This is a genomic window from Erwinia magellanica, assembly GCF_039023495.1.
In the GTDB taxonomy this organism is placed as follows: Bacteria; Pseudomonadota; Gammaproteobacteria; order Enterobacterales; family Enterobacteriaceae; genus Erwinia.
The window spans coordinates 1341442-1362040 of sequence record NZ_JBCHVC010000001.1 but is presented as its reverse complement, the minus strand read 5'-3'; the positions used below and the strand labels follow the sequence as shown (position 1 = coordinate 1362040).

Annotated in this window: 17 protein-coding genes and 2 pseudogenes; 8 read left to right on the top strand and 11 right to left on the bottom strand. The window is 52.4% G+C overall.

Annotated elements, in window-relative coordinates:
• The first annotated feature begins 13 nt into the window (after nt 1-13).
• The gene (locus tag AAH450_RS06195) at nt 14-454 is read left to right on the top strand and encodes a YcgN family cysteine cluster protein (protein ID WP_342909392.1); all 441 of its coding nucleotides are present in this window, start codon (nt 14-16) and stop codon (nt 452-454) included.
• A gap of 74 nt (nt 455-528) precedes the next feature.
• Here AAH450_RS06195 and AAH450_RS06190 read toward each other — a convergent pair whose 3' ends face one another.
• The gene (locus AAH450_RS06190) at nt 529-714 is read right to left on the bottom strand and encodes a hypothetical protein (protein WP_342909391.1); all 186 of its coding nucleotides are present in this window, start codon (nt 712-714) and stop codon (nt 529-531) included.
• A 120-nt stretch (nt 715-834) separates the two neighbouring features.
• A complete protein-coding gene (dsbB, locus tag AAH450_RS06185) occupies nt 835-1365 on the bottom strand; it encodes a disulfide bond formation protein DsbB (RefSeq protein WP_342909390.1) in 531 nt (176 codons plus the stop codon).
• A gap of 309 nt (nt 1366-1674) precedes the next feature.
• Between dsbB and fadR the strand changes: the two genes are divergently transcribed.
• Nucleotides 1675-2394, top strand: a complete 720-nt coding sequence (gene fadR, locus AAH450_RS06180) for a fatty acid metabolism transcriptional regulator FadR (protein WP_318790349.1) — start codon at nt 1675-1677, stop codon at nt 2392-2394.
• A 50-nt stretch (nt 2395-2444) separates the two neighbouring features.
• On the opposite strand, the gene AAH450_RS06175 is transcribed toward fadR, so the two are convergent.
• Complete coding sequence (locus tag AAH450_RS06175) at nt 2445-3980, bottom strand: SpoVR family protein (protein WP_342909389.1); 1536 nt, start codon at nt 3978-3980, stop codon at nt 2445-2447.
• Nucleotides 3981-4507: 527 nt separating this feature from the next.
• On the opposite strand from AAH450_RS06175, the gene AAH450_RS06170 reads away from it, so the two are divergent.
• Together AAH450_RS06170 and dadX are read left to right on the top strand one after the other, a co-directional pair.
• Nucleotides 4508-5800 carry a D-amino acid dehydrogenase gene (locus tag AAH450_RS06170; protein WP_342909388.1) on the top strand — a complete coding sequence of 431 codons (1293 nt, stop codon included), beginning with the start codon at nt 4508-4510 and terminating at the stop codon, nt 5798-5800.
• A gap of 31 nt (nt 5801-5831) precedes the next feature.
• On the top strand, nt 5832-6902 hold the full coding sequence (dadX, locus tag AAH450_RS06165; RefSeq protein WP_342909387.1) for a catabolic alanine racemase DadX: 1071 nt from the start codon (nt 5832-5834) through the stop codon (nt 6900-6902).
• On the opposite strand, the gene AAH450_RS06160 is transcribed toward dadX, so the two are convergent.
• From AAH450_RS06160 to AAH450_RS06150, 3 genes are all read right to left on the bottom strand, one after another.
• Nucleotides 6895-8094 carry a multidrug effflux MFS transporter gene (locus AAH450_RS06160; RefSeq protein ID WP_342909386.1) on the bottom strand — a complete coding sequence of 400 codons (1200 nt, stop codon included), beginning with the start codon at nt 8092-8094 and terminating at the stop codon, nt 6895-6897. The genes dadX and AAH450_RS06160 overlap by 8 nt on opposite strands.
• 137 nt (nt 8095-8231) lie before the next feature.
• Complete coding sequence (wbaP, locus tag AAH450_RS06155) at nt 8232-9698, bottom strand: undecaprenyl-phosphate galactose phosphotransferase WbaP (protein ID WP_342909385.1); 1467 nt, start codon at nt 9696-9698, stop codon at nt 8232-8234.
• 410 nt (nt 9699-10108) lie between these two features.
• Nucleotides 10109-10342: a DUF1480 family protein gene (locus tag AAH450_RS06150; protein WP_306205695.1), complete on the bottom strand. Its 234-nt coding sequence runs from the start codon at nt 10340-10342 to the stop codon at nt 10109-10111.
• Between the two features lie 78 nt (nt 10343-10420).
• On the opposite strand from AAH450_RS06150, the pseudogene AAH450_RS21100 reads away from it, so the two are divergent.
• Nucleotides 10421-10507, top strand: a pseudogene (locus AAH450_RS21100) (hypothetical protein); the annotation flags it as partial.
• Here AAH450_RS21100 and AAH450_RS06145 read toward each other — a convergent pair.
• From AAH450_RS06145 to yeaG, 3 genes and pseudogenes are all read right to left on the bottom strand, one after another.
• Nucleotides 10466-12175: pseudogene (locus tag AAH450_RS06145) on the bottom strand (potassium/proton antiporter); the annotation flags it as partial. The pseudogenes AAH450_RS21100 and AAH450_RS06145 sit on opposite strands and share 42 nt — an antisense overlap.
• A gap of 291 nt (nt 12176-12466) precedes the next feature.
• The gene (locus AAH450_RS06140) at nt 12467-13747 is read right to left on the bottom strand and encodes a YeaH/YhbH family protein (protein ID WP_342909584.1); all 1281 of its coding nucleotides are present in this window, start codon (nt 13745-13747) and stop codon (nt 12467-12469) included.
• Nucleotides 13748-13818: 71 nt separating this feature from the next.
• A complete protein-coding gene (yeaG, locus tag AAH450_RS06135) occupies nt 13819-15753 on the bottom strand; it encodes a protein kinase YeaG (RefSeq protein ID WP_318790340.1) in 1935 nt (644 codons plus the stop codon).
• A gap of 429 nt (nt 15754-16182) precedes the next feature.
• Between yeaG and AAH450_RS06130 the strand changes: the two genes are divergently transcribed.
• Both AAH450_RS06130 and AAH450_RS06125 read left to right on the top strand, forming a co-directional pair.
• Complete coding sequence (locus AAH450_RS06130; protein ID WP_342909383.1) at nt 16183-16932, top strand: MipA/OmpV family protein; 750 nt, start codon at nt 16183-16185, stop codon at nt 16930-16932.
• Between the two features lie 78 nt (nt 16933-17010).
• Entirely contained in the window at nt 17011-17862 is an 852-nt protein-coding gene (locus AAH450_RS06125) for an aldo/keto reductase (protein ID WP_342909382.1), read from the top strand.
• A 39-nt stretch (nt 17863-17901) separates the two neighbouring features.
• On the opposite strand, the gene AAH450_RS06120 is transcribed toward AAH450_RS06125, so the two are convergent.
• Together AAH450_RS06120 and gapA are read right to left on the bottom strand one after the other, a co-directional pair.
• Nucleotides 17902-18780, bottom strand: coding sequence for a D-hexose-6-phosphate mutarotase (locus tag AAH450_RS06120; RefSeq protein ID WP_342909381.1), 879 nt, complete (start codon nt 18778-18780; stop codon nt 17902-17904).
• 66 nt (nt 18781-18846) lie between these two features.
• A complete protein-coding gene (gene gapA, locus AAH450_RS06115) occupies nt 18847-19842 on the bottom strand; it encodes a glyceraldehyde-3-phosphate dehydrogenase (RefSeq protein ID WP_342909380.1) in 996 nt (331 codons plus the stop codon).
• A 341-nt stretch (nt 19843-20183) separates the two neighbouring features.
• Between gapA and msrB the strand changes: the two genes are divergently transcribed.
• Entirely contained in the window at nt 20184-20594 is a 411-nt protein-coding gene (msrB, locus tag AAH450_RS06110; RefSeq protein ID WP_306205680.1) for a peptide-methionine (R)-S-oxide reductase MsrB, read from the top strand.
• Nucleotides 20595-20599 lie beyond the last annotated feature (5 nt).

The following is a 20599-nucleotide window of genomic DNA, read 5'->3' as shown; positions in this document are numbered from 1 at the left end:
CGGGACACCGAACATGACTGAGACCCCTTTCTGGCAGCGGAAAACGCTGGAACAAATGAGTGATGAGGAATGGGAATCCTTGTGTGACGGATGTGGCCAGTGCTGTCTCAACAAATTGCAGGATGCCGACACGGATGAAATTTACTTCACTAACGTGGCCTGCAACCAGCTCAATATCAAAACCTGCCAGTGCCGCAACTATGAGCGTCGCTTCGAGTATGAAGAAGACTGCATCAAGCTGACGCGCGAGAATCTGCCGACCTTCTCCTGGCTGCCACCAAGCTGTGCCTATCGGCTGCTGGCTGAAGGTAAAAATCTGCCGGTCTGGCATCCTCTGCGCAGCGGCTCAAAAGCGGCGATGCACGCAGAGCGTATCTCAGTTCGGCACATTGCCGTACGTGAGAGCGAAGTGCGGGACTGGGAAGAGCACATCATTAACCGGCCTCACCGCTAAACAAAAAAGCCGCCTGCAAATCTGGCGGCTTTTTCTTGTCAACAGCTCAACAGCAGACAGAAGCTGCCAGCAAATCAGGGGGCGGTCCGCACCTGTCTGGCCTGTGGCTGACCCACAGGATCACTTCCGCCGGGCGCGCCAGGCAATTGATGACCACCCGGCGGTGCCGGTGGCGGTGAATGGATATCGTCTCGTGGAGCGCAGCCAGAAATAATGGCTGCACTACAGGCCAGCGCCAGCGCTAAAACAAAATGTTTCATACCCCATCCTTCTGTTTTGTTAAGTAAATTCAGCATAGTAGCCTCTTACGTAACGATCAAATAAACGGGGCGGCTGTGAAAAAGCCCGCTCGGTGCGGGCTTAAGACGGAGTAATGCGCGTTAGCGTGAGAAGAGATCGCGGCGTTTGGGTTTAAACGGCTGGGCAATAAGAACCAGCAGGGCGACGACAAGAAAGGCAATAAAAATCCCTGTCAGCCATTGCGGCATACTCAGCGTTAATAATGACCACTGCTTCTCGGCACAGTCACCGGTTGCAACGAACACTGAGGGCAGCCATTTATCCAGGGGAAGCCAGCCAGGGAAGCGGGCGGCAAAATCACAGGTGACAAAGGGATTTGGATGCAGCTGGATCATGGTATGTTCCCATGAGAGCCGGAGGCCTTCCCAGGCGCTGTAGATCCAGATCAGGATAGCGACCCAGCGCATAGGCGTTTTAGGCGCGATGGCACCCACCAGGCCCGCGCCCATAATGCCAAAAAGGGCACAACGTTCATAAATACACATTACGCAGGGTTTTAGCATCATAACGTGCTGAAAATAGAGGGCGACCATTTCCAGGGCAAAAGCCGTAAAGGCCAACAGCAGCCAGGCACCGCGGCCGCGGGAACAGCTATTCAGATATCGCAACATAATCATTCCATGTGATGGGCGTGCAACCGGCAGTGTAAACTAAAAGCCAGGCCGTGCCAGCCACACCAGGAAAAATTTAAGACTGAAAATGACTTATGTTAAACAGCGGTGCAATAAACGGGATTTATTACCGGTTGAGGGGCAATCCCCCTGGTAAGCGAAAAATAGCCGTGTGTCACCGCTGAGCCTTTTTTAAAATTATGCGGGACAGACGCCCTTTTCGGCGGCTGGCAGTCTAGGTCATTGCCGGGGCATCTGGTATGATGAGCTAAATATTTGCACTCCTGAACGCAACGGAAACAGAACGCTATGGTCATTAAGGCGCAGAGCCCTGCGGGTTTCGCTGAAGAGTATATTATTGAAAGCATCTGGAACAGTCGCTTCCCGCCGGGGTCGATTCTGCCAGCGGAACGCGAGCTTTCTGAACTGATTGGTGTGACCCGTACCACCTTGCGTGAAGTCCTCCAGCGCCTTGCTCGTGACGGCTGGTTAACCATTCAACATGGTAAACCCACCCGCGTGAACAATTTCTGGGAAACGTCCGGTCTCAGCATTCTGGAAACGCTTGCCCGGTTAGATCATGACAGCGTCCCTCAGCTGATTGATAACCTGCTTGCCGTGCGCACTAACATCTCCTCTATCTTTATTCGCCGGGCTATCCGCACTTATCCGGAAAAAGCGAAAGAGGTGCTGGAAACGGCAAAGAATGTGGAAGATAAAGCGGAGGCGTACACCGACCTCGATTACAGCATTTTCCGCGGCCTGGCCTTTGCTTCCGGGAACCCTATTTACGGTCTGATCCTCAACGGCCTGAAAGGGCTTTATACCCGCGTGGGAAGACACTATTTCTCTAATCCTGAAGCACGCCAGCTGGCACGCGACTTTTATCAGCAGTTGATGACCATTTGTCAGAATGAGCAGTTTGATAAAATAGTTGATGCGGTTCGGGATTACGGGCGACGGAGTGGGGAAATCTGGCACGGTATGCAAAACAGTATGCCGACGGATTTACCGCCGCAGCGTCGGTAAGCAGGCAAATAAAAGCCGGTTCAGCGTGAACCGGCTTTTTTTATAACTGTTTACAGCGTGGAGGGACGGGGAGGGCAACGATCCAGCAACTCGGTGCTGCCATCTTCATTCTGCTGCTCAAGATGGACGTCAAAGCCCCACAGGCGATGCACATGCTTCAGCACTTCCCTGCGGCTCTTGTCCAGCGGCGCACGGCTGTGAGGCACATAGCGCAGCGTCAGTGAGCGATCTCCGCGCAGATCCACATCATACACCTGGATATTGGGTTCCAGGTTACTCAGGTTATACTGCGCCGAAAGCTGCTGGCGGATGGCGCGATAGCCCGCCTCATCGTGAATGGCGGCAATCTCAAGGAAGTTATTACGGTCATCATCCATTACCGTAAAGAGGCGGAAGTCGCGCATCACTTTGGGTGAAAGGAACTGGCTGATAAAGCTCTCATCCTTAAATTCCCGCATGGCAAAATGCAGCGTTTCCAGCCAGTCGCTGCCTGCAATATCGGGGAACCAGTAGCGGTCTTCCTCCGTTGGCTCTTCACAGATGCGCTTGATGTCCTGGAACATGGCAAAACCGAGGGCATAAGGGTTGATGCCGTTATACCACTGGCTGTTATAAGGCGGTTGATAAACCACGTTGGTATGGCTGTGCAGGAACTCAAGCATAAAGCGCTCAGAGACTTTCCCTTCGTCATACAGATGATTAAGAATGGTGTAATGCCAGAAGGTAGCCCAGCCTTCGTTCATTACCTGCGTCTGTTTCTGCGGATAAAAGTACTGGCTGACCTTACGTACAATACGCAAGATCTCGCGCTGCCACGGCTCCAGCAGCGGCGCATTCTTCTCCATAAAATAGAGCAGGTTTTCCTGCGGCTCAGAAGGGTAATGCGCTTCCTGGGCCTGGGTGGCTTCTTTTTCCCGGCGCGGCAAAGTACGCCACAGCATGTTCACCTGACTTTGCAGATACTCTTCCCGACTCTGCTGGCGGGCCTTCTCTTCCTGTAGCGAAATTTTTTGCGGCCGTTTATAGCGATCGACGCCGTAATTCATCAGCGCATGACAGGAGTCGAGCAGCTTTTCCACCTCTTCCATACCATAACGCTCTTCGCAGCGGGTAATGTAGTTGCGGGCGAAAATCAGGTAATCAACGATAGAGCTGGCATCGGTCCAGCTGCGGAACAGGTAGTTATTCCTGAAGAAGGAGTTGTGTCCATAACAGGCGTGCGCCATCACCAGTGCCTGCATAGTGATGGTGTTCTCTTCCATCAGATAGGCGATACAGGGGTTGGAGTTGATCACAATTTCATACGCCAGACCCTGTTGACCATGCTTATAGCGCTGTTCCGTTTCGATAAATTTTTTACCGAAGGACCAGTGGGCATAATTAATAGGCATCCCGACGCTGGAATAGGCATCCATCATTTGTTCAGAGGTGATAACTTCGATTTGATGAGGGTAAGTTTCAAGCCGGTAGAGCTTGGCGACGCGGTCGATCTCTTTCAGATAATCATCAAGCAGATCGAAGGTCCAGTCAGGTCCATCACTGAGTCGTTTGCTGTCCTTAATGGGATCGTCAAAGATAGTCGTCATAGCGCACCCCTTTTTAAAAACCGGTTTTCGACGTTACAACACGTAGCGACAAAACATCCGTTTTTATCTCGACCTGTCGGTGCCATTGCTGACCCAAAAACAAGCCTGGAATTAAAGCCAATACCTCAATGATAGTTCACTCTCTCCGATCGCTCAGATGAATACAACGGAAATCTGCGACAGAAAAAGTGAGCAGGTCGAAAAAAATAATCTTTACGTCATGCGAAATGTGAGCTGAACGCTATTTAACAGGATTATATTCTGTATATAAGAGAAAGTTATGAGCAAACCACTTTCTGCTGAGAAGGGTGAGAAATCGCGGGCCTGCAAATATAAGCTGCTTTTTACCGCAGGTTTTCAGAATTAAATTTCAAATATCACCCGGCATCCCTTTTTCATTACCCTTAAGAGTGAAAAAGATGTGAAATATGTCAGCGCGATGTTGCCTCTGGTGGTGCAGTGTTTTAAACCGGATCGGTCGCAATGAAGCAGTTTATTCCTCTTTTCGAAACGGCGGTGGGGCAGTTATGCGAGTTGTCATTCTGGGTAGTGGTGTTGTAGGTGTGGCAAGCGCCTGGTATCTGGCGCAGGCCGGACATGAGGTGACAGTAATCGATCGCCAGCCTGGCGTGGCGCTGGAAACCAGCGCAGCCAACGCCGGGCAGATTTCGCCAGGTTATGCTGCGCCCTGGGCGGCACCGGGCGTTCCTCTTAAGGCGATAAAATGGATGTTCCAGCGCCATGCCCCGCTGGCAATCCGTCCCGACGGCAGCCGCTTCCAGCTGGAGTGGATGTGGCAGATGCTACGCAACTGTGACATGCGCCACTACCAGCAAAACAAAAGTCGCATGGTCAGGATTGCAGAATACAGCCGCGACTGCCTGAAACTGCTGCGTCAGGAAACCGGCATTGCCTATGAAGGGCGCCAGGGCGGGACGCTGCAACTCTTCCGCACCAGCCAGCAGTTTGAAAGCGCGGCCAAAGACATTGCCGTTTTGCAGGAAGCCGGTGTGCCTTACGAACTGCTGGAAGCGGCCCGGCTGGCAGAGGCTGAGCCTGCGCTGGCTGCCACCAGGCATCTACTCACCGGTGGGCTGCGGTTGCCAAACGATGAAACCGGTGACTGTCAGCTCTTTACTCAGCGCCTGGCTGACAAAGCGGCTGACGCTGGCGTTACTTTCCGCTTCGCCACGCCAGTGGATGCCTTGTTGCAGGAGGGCAACAAGATTGTCGGCGTGAAGTGTGGTGCAGAGACGGTCACCGCTGATGCCTTCGTGGTGGCGTTTGGCTCCTACTCCACCAGCCTGCTCAAAGATATCGTCAGCATCCCTGTCTATCCGCTGAAAGGGTATTCGCTGACCATCCCGATTAAAAATGCAGAGGCTTCGCCCGTTTCTACCGTTCTGGATGAAACCTATAAAGTGGCGATTACCCGTTTTGATAACCGCATCCGTGTGGGGGGAATGGCGGAGATTGTGGGCTATAACACCAAACTGCTACCTGCCCGCAGAGAGACGCTGGAGAAAGTGGTAGGCGATCTCTTTCCGCAAGGCGGCGATATCACGCAGGCCAGCTTCTGGACAGGGCTGCGCCCCATGACGCCTGACGGTACGCCGATTGTGGGGCGTACCCCGCTGAAAAATCTTTTTCTGAATACCGGTCACGGAACGCTCGGTTGGACGATGGCCTGCGGTTCCGGACAGCTACTTTCTGATATTATCTCGGGACGAACGCCAGCCATTGCCGCAGACGATCTGTCGGTCATGCGTTATTTGCCGGGATTTTACCCGAGTCTTGGGCCGCTACACACGGCTCGTTAATCTCGTCCCGTATTGAGAATCAGGAGAAGTCATGTCTCGTCCGATTGTCGCCAGCATAGATACCAGCGCGTTGCGACAGAACCTGGCGATAGCTCGCCAGGCCGCCCCTCATTCACGCCTCTGGTCAGTGGTCAAAGCCAATGCGTATGGTCACGGCATTGATCGGGTCTGGCAAAGCCTCGCCGACACGGATGGTTTTGCGCTGTTGAACCTGGAAGAGGCGATTCTGCTGCGTGAACAGGGCTGGAAAAAGCCCATACTGCTGCTGGAAGGCTTCTTCCACGCCGATGAGCTGGCGATTATCGATCGCTATCGCCTGACCACCAGCGTACACAGCAACTGGCAGATCCAGGCGCTGGCTAAGGCCAGACTCTCTGCGCCGCTGGATATTTATGTCAAGATGAACAGCGGCATGAACCGGCTGGGTTTTCAGCCGGAGCAGGTTCAGCAGGCGTGGCATAAACTGCGCGCTATGGCGAATGTGGGCGAGATGACGCTGATGGCCCATTTTGCTGAAGCTGAGAGCAGTGAAGGTATTGTTGAACCGCTGAAACGTATTGAGCAGGCCGCAGAAGGTCTGGCGTGCATGCGCTCGCTGGCCAATTCCGCCGCCACGCTCTGGCATCCGCAAACGCATCATCAATGGGTGCGTCCTGGCATTATCCTTTATGGCGCATCGCCAGGCGGACGGTGGCAGGACATTGCGGGAAGCGGGCTGAAACCTGTTATGACGCTGAGCAGTGAGATTATCGGGGTGCAGACGTTGAAAGCAGGGGATCGCGTAGGCTATGGCGCACGCTATCAGGCTGCTGGTGAGCAGCGCATTGGTGTCGTGGCCTGTGGTTATGCAGATGGTTATCCGCGTCATGCGCCAACCGGTACGCCTGTCTGGGTGGATGGCGTGCAGACCCACACCGTGGGCGCAATCTCCATGGATATGATTACGGTAGATTTAACCCCTTGTCCGCAGGCAGGCATTGGCAGTCAGGTGGAGCTGTGGGGAAACAACATAAAAATTGATGATGTGGCTGCGGCTTCCGGCACTGTGGGCTATGAACTGATGTGTGCATTAGCCCCACGGGTGCCGGTCAAAGTCAGTTAGTTTTCAGCGCGGTCAGCGTGCCGCGCACTTTTTTACTGTACATCCATGCCAGCGCGGCGAGGATTGCCCCCAGAGCCATCATGGCGCTCAGTGCCAGCTTTTCGCTCAGCGGAAGCGCCATAGCCAGCAAACCTGCGGAGGATCCCCCCGCCATCTGAATAAAGCCCGCCAGCGCAGAAGCCACGCCTGCCTGCTGCTGATAAGGCTCTAATGCATAGCTGGTGGCCGGCCCCACGGTGAAAGCCAGCCCGGCAACAGAAATGGCGACCGGGAACATATAGAGCGCCCAGTTGGTCTGCATCTCTGTGGGAAATATCAGCATCCCGGCCCACATGGTCACTGCACCTGTAGCCATAGCCAGACTGCCGAGCGCCAGGCAAATCGGCCTGCCCAGCTTGCGGATCATCTTATTCACCAGCACGCTTACCAGCATGATCCAGAAACCGTTAGCCCCAAAAGCCACGGAAAATTGCAGGGCCGAAAGCTTGCCCTCTGTCATCAGCACCTGTGGCGCCAGCGAAACGTAGGTCAGCACCATCCCCATCGCGCCCGCGTTGGCAAAGGTAAACGCCAGAAAGCGCGGCTGCCGCAGAATTTGTGCATACTGCCGTAGCGGAAGACCTTTAACCGCAAGCGTCCCCGCTGGGCGCGTTTCCGGCAGGAAACGCAGGATCAGCAAGGTAATCACCAGCGCATAACCAGTCAGGAACCAGAAGGGTGCGCGCCAGCCAAACGCATCCGCCAGAAAGCCACCGAGCATGGGAGCCAGCGCAGGAACGATGTTCAGCGCGCCATTGAGGAAGCCATACGCTTTTGCCGCGTCATCACCCTCAAGGCGATCCCGCACGCCGCTAAACGCCACCACTGCGGTACAGCAAACGGCGCAGCCCTGAACGATTCGCGCGGTGAGGAACTGCGGCCAGCCGGTAGCGGTTGCTGCCAGAATACTGCCCACTATATAAAGCAGCAATCCGGCCAGGGCAATGGGCTTTCTGCCGAGATTATCAACCAGCGGGCCTGCGACAATCTGACCCAATCCCATCACCAGTAAAAAGAGTGGGATAGTGGTCTGAATGGTGGTCACCGGCGTGTTCAGGCCGGTGGCAATCTCAGGCAGAGTGGGCAGATAGAGATCAATGCCCAGCGGTGCCAGCAGCACCAGGCTGAGAAGAAGAAGGGTAAATTTTTGCATCGTGCGTGACGGCATCCGTTAAAAAGCAAGCCGCACAGGGTAGTGTCAACTGCGTGAAAAGAAAAGGGGAGAGCGAACTATTTTACGGAGAGGCGAGAGTCATGCCCGCTACAGTGGGCATGACTCTCACTTATCGATCAGTATGCGCCATCCCGACGCAACACCACGCCTGCGGTTTTGAACAGGATAGCAATGTCGGTCCACAGCGCCCAGTTTTTCACATACCAGGAGTCAAAGTAGACGCGGGTATCATAGTCGATATCATTGCGGCCACTGACCTGCCACAGGCCGGTCATACCGGGTTTAGCCATCAGATAGTAATCCACATCACCCGCGTAGCGTTCCAGCTCTGCTTCGATGACCGGACGAGGCCCCACCAAACTCATTTCGCCACGGATCACGTTCCAGAGCTGCGGCAGCTCATCCAGGCTGGTTTTACGCAGGAAGGCACCAATTTTAGTGACGCGAGGATCGTTCTTGAGCTTAAAGTCTTTATCCCATTCACGACGAGCTTCTTCGCTGGTCGCCAGCAACTCCTCCAGCACCTCTTTGGAATTGGTGACCATCGAGCGGAACTTCAGGCATTTGAATTTCTTGCCATCCTGGCCCACACGCTCGTGACCATAGATTTTATTGCCACCATCACGCCCGACCATCCAGCAAATCAGACCGAATGCCGGGGCCAGGAACAGCAGCAGCATAGAGGCCACAACCACGTCGAAAGTGCGCTTCAGGAAGCGGGAAGAGCGTTTTGCCAGATTATTGCTGACCCGCAGGATCATCACTTCGTGACTGAAGATAAAGGACATGTCAGTACCATAAAGCGGGACGCCACGTAGAGTGGGCACGACCGAAACGGAACGACATTTTTTCTTTGACAGCAGCTTCAGCCACATATCACGCATGCCCTGCTGCTCATATTCCATCGCCACAATGAACTGAGTATTTTCCAGGTCAACGGTATCCCAGACGATATCTTTTAAGGTGATAACCGGTACGCCGTTAAGAGTGTCCGCGCCGGTGTGGCCATTAGCGGCTACAAAGGCTTGCACCTCATAACCCAGCAGTTCTTCACTTTGCAGCGCAGCATAGGCTTCCCTGGCATTTTTACCGGAACCGATAATAATGGTCTGCTTCTGCCACTGACCCGCTTTAAGAATGGCGTGTTTAACGCTTGAGCGCAGCAGAGGAACCAGAATCAGGGCGTAGGCCCAGGTGAAACTCCATAACATTCTGGAGAAATCCCATTTTGAAAAGGCGATCAGTGCCAAATCAAGAAGAGAAAATATCACCAGCGTTTTAATGATTTCTTTAAGTTCAAACCAGAAGGGTTTGCGGTAGGTATAATGGCGTAACCGCATCCAGAACCAGGCCGTACAGACCACCGACATAACGAACTGGGCAATAAAGCGTACCTTAACTTCCTGAGGCGGGATAAAAACATCTAAATTACCCCAAAGACCTTGTACGGTAGCCGCGGATAAAAACAGGGCAAGATTAATCGAGATTAAATCTGAAAGACTTAATGCAACCTTGGCAATAATGTTTTTACGGGTGCCGCTAAAGGTACGGCGACGATTGTTCAGTACCAGAGTACTTGCCATAATGCCTGCTCTCTTTTCAATAAGAATCAGTGCCCTGACGGGATTAAAGCACGCGTTCAGGAGTAACGTTATTAATGCTAATTCCTGTAGCATCAATAATTAATTCTTCTTTTATGACTTAATGAGGTCGGGATAGATCGGACAGTAATGAAACATACAAACGCAAAGCATCACCTGTTTCATCATGAAACAGTACAAAGAGTATGCAGGAGTTATTTGTGTTAGTTAATACGGGAAATTCCTAAAAAACGACGGGGGGAAACTAAATTAAAATGAGAGAAAACATAAAGTAATCAGGTGAGGTAAAAAGAGGATATTCAGCTTTCTGTGACAGAATAATAACAAAATGAAGGCAATTCAGAGAGGGATTCACCGCTACGCTTAACCGCAACGGTGAGGGGGGAATAGACTCAGGCTGGTTTTTTCAATATCCAGCGATCTTGTTGTTTATCATAATGCCCAATGGCAAGTTCCACAGGCTCTCCGTCAATCCACGCCGGGACGCTGGTCTCGCCATCCCAGCCATCCAGCTGATAGCTCAGGGCGGGATTAGTCGTGCAGGGAATGCTCACGGTATCCAGATTTTCCGCATCCAGCTCTGCATCGATGATCTCATAGCGACCAATCTTTACAACATGACCCATGATTCACTCCTTTAATTGCCACACACGAACTTTAAGCGTAGACGTTATCTACAGGAGATCGAGCCAGTGAGGCCAGGAATGTTCCAGGTCTTGACGCTCAGAACATTAAGCTTTCTCTTCAGCGACCCGTACACCAATTTTCACTATCTCATTGGCCTCTTTTTCTGCCACCGTCCAGATCATATTTTTCCACTCTACCTGATCGCCCACTACCGGTGCGCCGCCAATCATTCCGGCTATCAGTTGTCCCAGCGTTTGATGGACGTTGGTCTCTTCATCCAGATCGATACCATAAATTTCAGAGACGTCATGCAGGCGCGCATCTGCCTGCAAAATGAAATCGCCAAAGAAGCGCTGATCCAGCGATACCGGCGGCGACTGGCTGAAAAGTTTACCTAGCGCGGGCAGATCTTTCTCGCGGCCGATAATACATAAGACATCACCCTCTTTCAGGCGCGTATTGCCGGTAGGGTGTAGCAGCAGGTTATCGCGGAACAGAGCGGCAATTCGCGTCTCTCTCGGCATTTTCAGGTCACGCAGCGCAGCGCCAACACACCACTTATCGGCACCCAGTTGATAAACAAAATGTTCCCATGGATTTTCAGGATGAATATCTAACCCGATGCGGGAGATGGGTGAGGCCAGCGGCGGTACTACCACGCGGGCTTTGCGCGCAGCGAAGCCCAGAGAAGTTCCCTGAACCATCAGTGAAACCAGCACCACAAAGAAAGCGATGTTGAAAAACAGCGAAGCATGAGGCAACCCGGCCATCATCGGGAAAACGGCAAGAATAATGGGAACCGCGCCCCGCAGACCCACCCAACTGATAAAGAAGCGCTCACGGGTACTGAAGCCCCTGAAGGGCAGCAGGCCGACGAAAACGGATAAGGGACGGGCGAACAGAATCAGCCAGACGGAAAGCATCATGGCGGGTAGCGCAATATTCCACAGATCCCTGGGATTAACCAACAGGCCCAACACCAGGAACATGCCGATCTGGCTCAGCCAGGCCATACCATCAAAGGTTTGCAATATGCCATGACGGTTGCGAATCGGGCGGTTACCCAACAGGAAGCCACAAAGATAAACGGCCAGGATACCGCTGCCTTCGAGAACAGTCGTCAGGGCAAAGACAAGGATACCGCCGCTGACCGCCAGTAAAGGATAAAGCCCGCTGGCAAGGGAGACCCGGTTAATTAACTGCTGTAATGCCCAGCCGCCGCCCAGACCCAGCACAATACCCAGGCCAAACTGCTGAATAAGATGCACCACAAACATCCAGCTGAGGCCGGTTTGCCCCTGCTCAATCATCTCTATCAGCGTAATGGTCAGAAACACCGCCATCGGGTCATTACTGCCTGACTCTATTTCCAGCGTGGCGCTGACGCGCTCGTTAAGACCTTTGCCGCCAAGCAGGGAAAATACGGCTGCGGCATCCGTCGAGCCGATAATGGCGCCGACCAGAAACCCTTCAATCATATTGAGATTAAACAGCCAGGCTGCGGCCATGCCGGTTAATCCGGCGGTGATCAACACGCCTACCGTTGCCAGCGACAGAGCCGGGCCAAGAGCAACTTTAAACGAGCTGGCCTGGGTGCGCATCCCGCCGTCGAGCAGGATCACGGCTAAGGCGAGGTTACTGATCAGATAAGCAGCGGGGTAGTTATCAAAAGCGATCCCGCCAATGCCATCGGTGCCCGCCAGCATGCCTAAGGCGAGAAAGATAACTAATATTGGAATACCCAGTTTTGAAGAGAAGGAACTCAGCAAAATGCTCGCAGCAACCAGCACGGAACCAATGATGAACAAACTGTAGATGGCGCTGGCTTCCAAGGGGGCACTCTCCTGTCTCTTAAAGGGCTTTCTGTATAGTGTGTTGTAATCGTACCGTTGATGTCAAAACATCGGCGCGAATCATTTAACCACTGTGGATAGTTGTTTTACTACAGGATAATAACCTATTCCGCGCCAGACTGAATGTCTGTGAGTGCGCATGAAACTGGCTTTATTTGCCGGATTGAGTAAAAACAGTGACGAAAAGGGCATTTTGAGAGGTGTTTAACCGGGCGGAGAGGGAAAAAAGCCAGTAAAGGATTTACTGGCTTCAGAGGCAACTCAATGTAATCAGTAACTTTCTTCAACCTGTTTATGGAACAACTCCCGGAAGACAGGATAAATATCTTCAGGTTCGCGAATATGCTGGATTGCAAAATTATCGAACATCGCCTGGAGATGCTCATATTCTCGCCACAGCGTCTGATGAGCGCGGCGGGTGATCTCAATATAACTGTAGTAACGCACCACTGGCAGGATGCTTTTTGCCAGGATTTCGTGGCAGAGAGGAGAGTCGTCCGCCCAGTTATCGCCATCCGAGGCTTGTGCGGCATAGATATTCCATTGGGCCGGGTCATAACGCTCTTTAACCACCTCATCCATCAGCTTCAGGGCGCTGGAAACAATGGTACCGCCGGTTTCCTGAGAGTAGAAGAACTCCTGCTCATCCACCTCTTTCGCCTGCGTATGGTGCCGGATATAGACCACCTCCACATTTTTGTAAGTCCGGCTCAGGAACAGATAGAGCAGGATATAAAAACGTTTCGCCATATCTTTGGTGGCCTGGTCCATCGAGCCGGAGACATCCATCAGACAAAACATCACTGCCTGGCTGGAAGGCTCAGGCCGCTTTTCGAAATTTTTATAGCGAAGATCGAAGGTATCAATAAACGGCACGCGTTTTATGCGCGCACGGAGTTCCGTAATTTCTTTCCGCAGCCGCTCCTCTTCCAGCAGCTGCGCCGGCTCGGTGTTTTCAATCGCTTCCAGAGAAGCTTCCAGCTCAGCCAAAAGACGACGCTTACCGGCAGTCATTGCGGTACGGCGCGCCAGCGAATTCTGCAAAGAGCGCACCACGCTGATATTGGCAGGCACGCCATTAGAGGTGTAACCCGCGCGATGAACTTTGTATTCATTCAGCTGGCGATGCTGATTTTTTTTCAGATTCGGCAGCGCCAGATCCTCAAACAGCAGATCCAGATACTCATCTTTAGAAATGTTGAATACGAACTCATCCGCGCCTTCGCCATCCTGGCTGGCATTACCCTGACCGCTTCCTCCGCCGCCACCGCCACCCTGCGGGCGTTCGACACGGTCATTCTGGACAAAATGGTCATTACCGGGATGAACGCGGTGGCGCTGGCCGCCGCGTCCCTGATGAAAAATCGGTTCGTTGATATCATCAATTGGAATTGAAACTGATTCGCCGCTTTCAACGTCGGTTACCGAACGCTTATTGATGGCCTCGGAGATCGACTGTTTGATTTGCGACTTGTAGCGGCGCAAGAAGCGCTGGCGGTTCACCGCGCTCTTGTTTTTGCCGTTAAGACGCCGATCGATAAAATAGGCCATAACTCCCCCAAACAACGTTGCAAGCCGGGCCGGATTGTCCGGCCCCTTGTAATGGACTTCTGAGGCACCTGTCAGGATGACTTTCTGACCCGCAGATACCATTCGCACAGCAGGCGAACCTGTTTACGGGTGTAACCTTTCTCCATCATGCGGTCTACAAAATCATCATGCTTTTTCTGTTCATCCGTGGACGTTTTGGCATTGAACGAAATAACCGGCAGCAGCTCTTCCGTATTAGAGAACATTTTCTTCTCGATTACCGTCCGTAACTTCTCATAACTTGTCCAGTTCGGGTTGCGGCCGCTGTTATGAGCCCGGGCGCGCAGCACAAAATTGACGATTTCGTTACGGAAATCTTTGGGATTGCTGATCCCGGCAGGTTTCTCAATCTTTTCAAGTTCAGCATTGAGCGACTCACGGTCAAAGAGCTGCCCCGTATCCGGATCGCGATATTCCTGATCCTGGATCCAGAAATCGGCATAAGTGACGTAGCGATCAAAAATGTTCTGCCCATATTCGGAATAAGATTCCAGATAAGCGGTCTGGATCTCTTTACCGATAAATTCCGCATATTTCGGGATCAGATACCCTTTCAGATGTTCCAGATGTTTCTCTGCCAGCTCCTGTGGGAACTGCTCGCGCTCAATCTGCTGCTCCAGAACATAGAAGAGATGAACAGGGTTTGCCGCCACTTCCGCATGATCAAAGTTAAATACGCGGGAGAGGATTTTAAACGCGAAGCGGGTGGAGAGGCCGTTCATTCCTTCGTCCACGCCAGCGTAATCCCGGTACTCCTGATAAGATTTCGCCTTTGGATCGGTATCTTTCAGGCTCTCACCGTCATACACCCGCATTTTAGAGTAGGTGCTGGAGTTCTCCGGCTCTTTCAGACGCGACAGGATGGTGAAGCGTGCCAGCGTTTCCAGCGTGCCCGGTGCGCAAGGGGCATGCGTCAACTCACTGTTATCCAGCAGCTTGTTGTAGATTTTGATCTCTTCCGAAACGCGAAGGCAGTAGGGCACCTTAACGATATAAACACGGTCAAGGAACGCCTCGTTGTTTTTGTTGTTACGGAAGGTCACCCATTCAGATTCATTAGAGTGCGCCAGAATAATACCGTTGAACGGCAGGGCTGAAATTCCTTCAGTACCGTTATAGTTACCTTCCTGTGTAGCCGTCAGCAGAGGATGCAGCACCTTGATAGGCGCCTTAAACATCTCGACGAACTCCATGATCCCCTGGTTTGCACGGCAAAGCGCGCCAGAATAGCCATAGGCATCTGGATCGTTCTGCGCGTGGTTTTCCAGCTTACGGATATCTACTTTACCTACCAGTGCCGAGATATCCTGATTGTTTTCATCACCAGGTTCTGTTTTGGCAATGGCCAGCTGTTCAAGAATCGAAGGCCAGACTTTCACAACCTTAAAGCGGGAGATATCGCCGCCGAAGTCATGCAGGCGTTTGGCAGCCCAGGGAGACATGATGGTGCCGAGGTAGCGACGAGGCACGCCATACTCTTTTTCAAGAATATTGGCATCCTCCTGGGGATTAAACAGGCACAGCGGGTGATCGTTTACCGGGCTGCGTTCGCCATCGGCGCTTAATACATAGATGGGCACGCGCTGCATCAGTGATTTCAGCCGTTCTGCAAGAGAGGACTTACCGCCCCCTACCGGCCCCAGCAGATAAAGGATCTGTTTCTTCTCCTCAAGGCCCTGAGCAGCATGCTTCAGGTAAGAGACGATCTGTTCAATCGCCTCTTCCATGCCGTAAAACTCCTCAAAGGCGGGGTAACGCGCGATAACACGGTTGGAGAACAGTCGGGAAAGGCGTGGCTCTTGTGCAGTATCGACCATGACCGGCTCACCAATAGCCATCAAAAGTCTTTCTGCCGCGTTGGCGTAAGCGCTGCGATCTTGCCGGCAAACGGTAAGAAATTCCTGCAGTGTGAACTCTTCGTCCTTGGCAGCTTCATAACGCTGACGATAGTGATCGAATATATTCATAGCGATGCCCGTCCTTTCTTTTATAGCACAGGTACCAGGAGCCTAATCGTGGACAGCTCCTGAAGGAACTTATAACTGAGTACAGCAACCCTTATGCCAACCTGACGTTTTTATCGTAAGAGATAAAATTTAGGGCGACTCTGCTCGGCAAAACTTGGCTTCTTTCAGTAAAGCGTAGTTGGCATTTAAGAAATTTCCTGAACCTCCGGCGATTTTCAATGATAATTCAATAACAAAGTCAGAATCTTTCTAAGGCCTTACCTTGCCTGACGCGGGCTGGCCGAATTTTGTAAATCACGCGCCAACCGCTGAGGTAGCTGACAGCGCAAATTGATTCTACGTGCTACAAGAGATGTAAATTTTTTAACGAATAAGCCTCCGGCTGATAGACTGAAGACCTGATTGTTATATTTATGGAATGAATTAATTGTGAACCATTTCAAAGTTAGCGCCCTTGCTCTGCTTTTACCCTGCACTTTTGCCGCTACCGTTGCGCAGGCTAATCCCTTAACCCTTGGCGCATCCGTTATTTACAGCCAAAGCCCCTATAAAGGCGGCGAAGGGCGTTATTACCCGTTCCCGATTGTAAATTATGAAGGCGACAGCTTTTACGTTCGCAGCCTTACCGCTGGTTACTATCTCTGGAAAGATCAGGAGAACCAGCTCTCGCTGACCATTCTGGGTTCCCCTCAGAACTTTGATCCTGACGATACTAAAGACAAGCGCCTGAAGGCGCTGGATAAACGTCATATGACCATGATGGGCGGCCTGACTTACCGTCATTCGGCGGAGTGGGGCGTTGTGCGTACGGTTGTGGCGGGCGACATGCTGGATAACAGCGATGGCTTTATCTGGGATCTTACCTATCTTTATCGCTTCCAGCTTGGCGATCTGAGTCTGACACCAGGTATTGGTGCGCTCTACAGCAGCGACAAACAGAATGACTACTATTATGGTGTCTCCAAAAGCGAGTCACGCCGCAGCGGGCTGAACAGCTATGAGGCTGACGGCAGCTGGAATCCCTATCTGGAGTTGACGGCAGCTTATGCTATCAGCCCAAGCTGGAACGCCACGGTCTCTGGCCGCTATACGCGTCTGAGTAGCGAGGTTAAGGACAGTCCAATGGTCGACAACAATTCTCAGGTCGCTCTCTGGACAGGAATCAGTTACACCTTCTGATCCCTCTTCCGCACGAAAAAGGGCGCTTTGCGCCCTTTTGCACAATTGTGGGGATCAAAAAACGTGCAGGAGCGCAGCATGGTTAAAAACGTGATCTTTCCCGACGGAACAGCTTTACCTGCGATTGGTCAGGGCACCTGGTATATGGGGGAGAATGCCAGCCAGCGTAAACAAGAGGTCGCGGCACTCCAGTCTGGCCTTGAACTGGGGCTGAAGGTTATTGATACCGCAGAAATGTATGCAGACGGGGGCGCTGAAGAGGTTGTGGGTGAAGCGCTGAAGGGAAGGCGAGAGAGTGCCTGGCTTGTCTCTAAGTTTTATCCCTGGAACGCAGGCATGGAAGACGCCACCGCTGCCTGTGAACGCAGCCTGCGTCGTCTGCAAACCGATTATCTCGATCTCTATTTGCTGCACTGGCGGGGAAATGTCCCGCTGGAGGAGACGATCCGGGCGATGGAATCCCTCCAGCAAGCGGGCAAAATTTTACGCTGGGGTGTCTCGAACTTTGACACGGACGATCTCAGTGAGCTGCTTGCCGAAGAGGGTGGCGAGCGTTGTGCAGCCAATCAGGTATTGTATCATCTGGCCTCGCGGGGGATTGAATATGACCTCCTGCCCGACTGCCAGCAACGGCAAATCCCGGTGATGGCCTACTCACCGCTTGCTCAGGCCGGACGGCTACGGCAGGAGATAATGACACACGCCGTGCTTAAGGCCATTGCACAACAAAAGGGCATCAGCGTGGCCCAGTTGCTGCTGGCGTGGGTGATACGCAAGGAAGGGGTGATGGCAATTCCCAAGGCGAGCACCACCGTGCATGTTGCCGATAATGCCGCTGCGCTCAGCATCACCTTGACCAGCGATGAGCTGACAAAAATCAATCACGCTTTTCCCCCACCAACCGGCAAAATGGCGCTGGATGTGGTTTGAGACTTAACGGGGGAATACTCTTCCCCCTAAGTCTGCTACTCAGCTATTTTTCCGCACCCGGATTGTCGTAGCCAGGCGGGAAGGGGCCTCTCCAGCGCTGACCATAGGGCTTGAGATATGCGCCGTTTCAACGCACACCATGGTTTTATATCCCTCATTTGCCATATCACCCATACTGCAAGAGAGCGCAGGGCCGGGGTTCCAGGTGACAACGTCACTTTGGTAGTGGTGATGGACTTCGATGGTTCGTTTGCCTGCTGCGTCGGTGATTACGCTGCAATCTTCAGGCTGAGTATGAATACGGTCTGTACGGTCAGGGTAGGTTTGTTTCCCACTCTCTGAGCGGCCCTCAATGCCGTTGTTTACCTTATCGATAAAGCTTTTACCCAATCCACTCACCTCCACGCCCGCTATGTCTGCAACGCAGAAGTAGCTATGCAGGGCCGCCGTGGCTTCAAAATCACCGTGGGCCTCCAGCTCTATCTCACAGCGATCGGCAAAGCGGAAGCGGGCAAAGAGGGTAAAGTCATGGGGCCAGAGCTTTTTGGTTTGCTCGTTGCTCTGTAGCACCAGCGTCAGCATCACGCTTTCATCATTCTCATCATGGGCGGAAAGCGTCCAGGGGAGCGTGCGGGCAAAGCCGTGTGCGGGTTCACCTGCCGGGCCAAACCATGGCCAGCAGATGGGCACGCCGCCCCGAATGGCTTTACCTGCGGTCCAGGCCGTTTTTTCACTCAGCCAGATCACAGGCTTTTCGCCGCTGGGCTGCCAGGCAACCAGCTGAGCGCCCTGTAGCGTAACAGCTGCACGGACTTTGGGATGAGCAATTACCAGTATCGGCAGCTCGCCCATTTTACGCTGTGAGAGATAGGGGCTGATTTGTTCGATGACCGGCAGAGAAAAGAGTTTTTCGTTCATAAGCGGACCTGTATTTCAGCAAATAAAAAGGGCGACCGTAGTCGCCCTCAACACATTCCACGTCGCTTATTTAGCGATGTGAGCAATCAGGTCCAGGACCTTATTGGAGTAACCTGTTTCATTATCGTACCAGGAAACCAGTTTCACAAACGTGTCGCTCAGCGCGATACCGGCTTTGGCATCAAAGATAGAGGTCAGGGTTTCACCGTTGAAATCGGTAGAAACCACTTCATCTTCGGTGTAGCCCAGAACGCCTTTCATTTCGCCTTCAGCAGCGGCTTTGATAGCAGCGCAAATTTCAGCGTAAGAAGCTGGTTTAGCCAGACGCGCAGTCAGGTCAACCACGGAAACGTTAGGGGTAGGCACACGGAACGCCATACCGGTCAGTTTGCCGTTCAGCTCAGGGATCACTTTACCTACAGCTTTAGCTGCGCCGGTAGAGGAAGGGATGATGTTCTGAGATGCGCCACGGCCGCCGCGCCAGTCTTTATGAGACGGGCCATCAACGGTTTTCTGTGTAGCGGTGGTAGCATGCACGGTGGTCATCAGTGCTTCAACGATACCAAAGTTGTCGTTGATAACTTTTGCCAGTGGCGCCAGGCAGTTGGTGGTGCAGGAAGCGTTAGAAACGATATCCTGGCCAGCATAAGCCTTGTGGTTAACGCCCATTACGAACATTGGGGTGTCATCTTTCGATGGACCGGTCAGAACGACTTTCTTGGCACCAGCCTGAATGTGCTTACGCGCAGTTTCGTCGGTCAGGAAGATACCGGTTGCTTCCGCAACCACATCAACACCGATTTCGCCCCATTTCAGGTTAGCTGGATCTCTTTCAGCGGTAACACGGATGGTTTTGCCGTTAACAACCAGATGGCCGTCTTTGACTTCCACGGTGCCGTCAAAACGACCATGCGTAGAGTCATACTTCAGCATGTAAGCCATGTACTCTGCGTCCAGCAGATCGTTGATTGCAACGATTTCTACATCAGAACGCTGCTGAGCAGCACGGAAAACGATGCGACCGATACGGCCAAAACCGTTGATACCTACTTTGATAGTCATATATTCCACCAGCTGTTGTTAGTGAATAAAAGGTTGGCTGTAAAATTACAAAAACCTTACCAGGCGTCAAGCGGAATCGCTTCAATAGTTGCGACAAATCAAACCTGCGGACAGGAATTATTGGTCAAAAAACGCCTTTCGCCACCCTTGCATAAGAGTCATATGGGGACGGCTTGCCCGAATATAAAGGGGTGATGAAATCAAAGGGTGATCTGAATCACATTTTCGCCCTCAGATAACTTTCAGACTCCGCCTGAGAGAAAAAAATCCCCTGACGTTGTTAAGTATTTGTTAGAATACTAGCCGATATTTTCAGAATCACACTGCCTGAGACGAGCAAAATGGCTAAAGAACCGAACGAATTCACCCCAGAAAGCGATTTAAGCGAAATGCAGCGCTATGTGACTCAGCAGCGCGGTACAGAACCGCCGTTCTCCGGCAAGCTGCTGCATAACAAAGGCGAAGGGATCTATCACTGCCTGGTCTGTAACTCGCCGCTGTTTTTGTCTGAAACCAAATATGACTCTGGCTGCGGTTGGCCCAGTTTTTACCAGCCTCACCATGACGATGCCATTCGTTATATCGAGGATGAATCACACGGTATGCAGCGCATTGAAATCCGTTGTGGTAACTGTGACGCGCATCTGGGGCATGTGTTCCCGGATGGCCCACAGCCTACCGGCGAGCGCTACTGTGTTAACTCCGCCTCGCTAAGCTTCTCTGATGAAGATGGCAACAATATTAAAGGGTAGCGGAT